The following is a 3,461-nucleotide window of genomic DNA, read 5'->3' as shown; positions in this document are numbered from 1 at the left end:
GAGCAAATGAATGCTTGATTTTCGTGCTGAGGCAATTGCAAAATATCGCACTTTTCGCAACAACTTAGGCAAGTTGGCTACCAGCGGTCTTGCTGGAAGCGTTCATGAGGTCGCGCCGAGCGTCTCATTGGTGTCCGTCACGCGGGTTTTTGGGTGAATTTTGCCCATGAAACCACTCGCCTACGACGACCACATCCAACGAGATCCCCTGGGCCGATTACATTGCGTTTAACGTCAATCGCAGCAGCGCAAAACATGTCCCGCGGTGGGACACAAACGATTTTTTGATTTCGTTTCAATTCTATTGTTGATCGAGTGACCAAGCGGCCGGAATTTTGGCGAGCTACCGTGGGTGTGAACGCGGTCGTTGGATTTCCGGGCTGATTGGGGGCGTATCCCCTTACCAGTTTTCGCGATGGTCGAGTGTAGGTGATTTAGAAAAATGGCTAAGGAAACTTTTCAACGTACAAAGCCCCACGTCAACGTCGGCACGATTGGCCACATTGACCATGGCAAAACGACCACGACTGGCGCAATCTTGGCCGTCCAAGCTGCTAAGGGTCTGGCACAAGCAAAGGGTTACTCGGATATCGCCAAGGGCGGTACCGTTCGTGACGCTACCAAAACCGTGACGATTGCGGTCGCTCACGTTGAGTACGAGTCGGACAAACGTCACTACGCCCACATCGATTGCCCGGGCCACGCTGACTTTGTTAAGAACATGATCACCGGTGCCGCCCAGATGGACGGTGCTATCTTGGTTGTGTCGGCTGCCGACGGCCCGATGCCCCAAACCAAGGAACACGTTCTCTTGGCTCGCCAAGTTGGCGTTCCTTACATCGTTGTTTACTTGAACAAGTGCGACTTGGTCGACGACGAAGAATTGCTTGAACTCGTTGAGCTCGAAGCCCGTGACTTGCTCAGCAAGTACGGCTTCCCCGGCGACGACGTTCCTGTCGTTCGCGGTTCGTCGCTTCCAGCGTACAACAACCCATCGGACCCTGAAGCCAGCAAGTGCATCACTGAACTGATGACCGCGTTGGACGAGTTCATTCCAGAACCTGTTCGTGAAGACGACAAGCCATTCTTGATGGCAATCGAAGACGTCTTCTCGATCGAAGGTCGTGGTACCGTTGCTACCGGTCGTATCGAGCGTGGTGTAGTTAAGGTTGGCGAAGAAGTTTCGATCGTCGGACTTTCGGACACCCCTGTTAAAACCACCTGCACCGGCGTCGAAATGTTCCGCAAGGAAATGGGCGAAGGCCGAGCGGGAGACAACGTCGGTTGCTTGCTTCGTGGCGTTAAGCGTGAAGACATCCAACGTGGTCAATGTTTGGCGAAGCCAGGCAGCATCACCCCTCACACCAAGTTCGAAGCAGAAGTTTACTGCTTGAGCAAGGAAGAAGGCGGACGCCACACCCCGTTCTTCAGCGGCTACCGTCCTCAGTTCTACTTCCGTACCACCGACGTGACCGGCACAGCCAACTTGGTTGACGCTGAAATGTGCATGCCTGGTGACAACGTCAAGGTCGAAGTCGAACTGCACAAGCCAATCGCAATGGACGACGGTGTTCGTTTCGCGATTCGCGAAGGCGGCCGTACCGTTGGTTCGGGTGTTGTAACCAAGATCGTTTCGTAATCACGGCCTTGTGTTCCAATTGGTGAAACGGTTCGAAAACTTACCTTGGTTTCGACCATCCTTTCGAACCTGACACCAATTTGAAAAATCAACCAATGGCCAGCGAGGTTTTCTACCTTCGTTGGCCATTGGCTTTTTAAGACGAATTCGTTAATCTGCTGTGTCGCTACGGTTGATCCGTGTTGGGATTGCCCTGAAACAGGGTTTTCAGCGATAACAGACGTGTGAAACGTAATTGGTTTTACAGGGGTGTAGCTCAATGGCAGAGCACTGGTTTCCAAAACCAGCGGTTGAGAGTTCGAGTCCCTCCGCCCCTGCTTTTATTCACACAGATAACTTGGCCCCTGAGTCGGCTGCAAAGGATTCGCAGCTTTCATGGGTCCGAAGATCATACTTAGGAGCCGACGGTGTCTCGAGACATTGCAGGGACGAACAACGCCCCACTGACTAGCGAACTATTCCACACCAAGGTTTACAAGCCGAACCAAGGTCGAATTGTTCGTCAATTGACAGCATTGGCGATCTGGGTTGTGGTTGCTCTGGGCTGCTGGAGCCTGTACGCCACCTTGCGAGGCTTTTTGCCCGCCGGCTCGATGTTGATTCCAGCAATCCCGATGGTCACGTTGGCAATCGGCCTGTGGATTGGTTATCGACTGGTCAACTGGCCTCAGTTTGCTGATTTTTTGATCGCAGTCGAAGCCGAGATGAACAAGGTGACTTGGCCCGCGAAGGACGAATTGATCCGCGCATCGGTCGTGGTGATCTTCACGATCTTCTTTCTCGCGGTTGCCCTCTTTTTGTTCGACGTGATTTGGCAGTTCATCTTTAATTTCCTTGGCGTGACTAGCTAAACACTCGGCGTCACTGGTTTCATTCCAGCTACCTGAAAATGAGACGCCCTTCGAAGAATTACTTTAAATACCGCTTTCGGTGATACCCGTGAACTCAGCTGATACGACAGACGACCAAGGCGATTTGCCAGAAGACACGCAAGCCGGCGCTCCGGCCGATTCGGAACAACTCGCTGCAGATCAGCTCGATTCGGAAACCAACGAAACTTCTGTAGACGATTCGGCGACGACGCAGCCGAGCAGCGAAGAATCCGAAGCTCCCGCGCCACCGCCCCCGAAAAAACAAGTCGCACCCAAGGTCGACAAAGTCGATGATGGCGAAGCCAAGATGGATTGGTACATCTTGAAGGTCGCCTTCAATCGCGAAGATTCCATTGCCGAAGCGCTGCGAAAACGCGTCAAGATGGAAGGCATGACCGAAGAATTCGGCGAGATTGTCGTTCCAACCGAAGACGTCGCCACGTTCACGCGTGACGGAAAACGCCGCGTCACCAAGCGAAAACTTTTGCCGGGTTACATCATGGTCAACATGATCATCAATGATGATACTTGGTTCTTGGTTCGCGAAACCGGTGGCATTAGCGACTTCACCGGAGCCGCTGGCAAACCGATGCCGATGGAACCCTCGGACATCGAACGATTCATCAACAAACCCGAAGTCGATGACGAAGACGAGACCCCAATCAAAACGGCCATTCCGTTCAAGGTTGGCGATCGTGTGAGGGTCAAGGAAGGTAACTTCGAAAACCAAGAAGGTGATGTCGATAGCGTCGATGAAGCAAACGGACGCATCACCGTCATCATCAACATCTTTGGTCGCAGTGTCCCGATGGAACTCGATCACTGGCAAGTCGAAGCTTTGTAAATGGCATGATGTATCGATGTCGCGTGCGGATACACCGACAACGATCGCCTTCCCAAACATTTTTGAAAAAATATTCCTCCACTGAACAATCTTAACTGATCACTGA

General features: G+C 52.4%; 3 protein-coding genes and 1 tRNA gene. All 4 read left to right on the top strand.

All coding sequences use genetic code 11. The features are described from left to right. Window positions 1-442: 442 nt before the first annotated feature. Complete coding sequence (gene tuf / locus RMSM_RS29910) at window positions 443-1,639, top strand: elongation factor Tu (RefSeq protein ID WP_008706284.1); 1,197 nt, start codon at window positions 443-445, stop codon at window positions 1,637-1,639. Window positions 1,640-1,884: 245 nt separating this feature from the next. Continuing rightward, a tRNA-Trp gene (locus tag RMSM_RS29905) sits at window positions 1,885-1,956 on the top strand. Between the two features lie 90 nt (window positions 1,957-2,046). After that, window positions 2,047-2,490 carry a preprotein translocase subunit SecE gene (gene secE, locus RMSM_RS29900; RefSeq protein ID WP_008706283.1) on the top strand — a complete coding sequence of 148 codons (444 nt, stop codon included), beginning with the start codon at window positions 2,047-2,049 and terminating at the stop codon, window positions 2,488-2,490. An 88-nt stretch (window positions 2,491-2,578) separates the two neighbouring features. After that, window positions 2,579-3,355 carry a transcription termination/antitermination protein NusG gene (nusG, locus tag RMSM_RS29895; protein ID WP_008706281.1) on the top strand — a complete coding sequence of 259 codons (777 nt, stop codon included), beginning with the start codon at window positions 2,579-2,581 and terminating at the stop codon, window positions 3,353-3,355. Window positions 3,356-3,461: the final 106 nt, after the last annotated feature.

The organism is Rhodopirellula maiorica SM1, assembly GCF_000346295.1.
In the GTDB taxonomy this organism is placed as follows: Bacteria; Planctomycetota; Planctomycetia; order Pirellulales; family Pirellulaceae; genus Novipirellula; species Novipirellula maiorica.
Note: the sequence above shows the minus strand (reverse complement) of the source record. Positions and strands in the feature narration are given on the sequence as shown.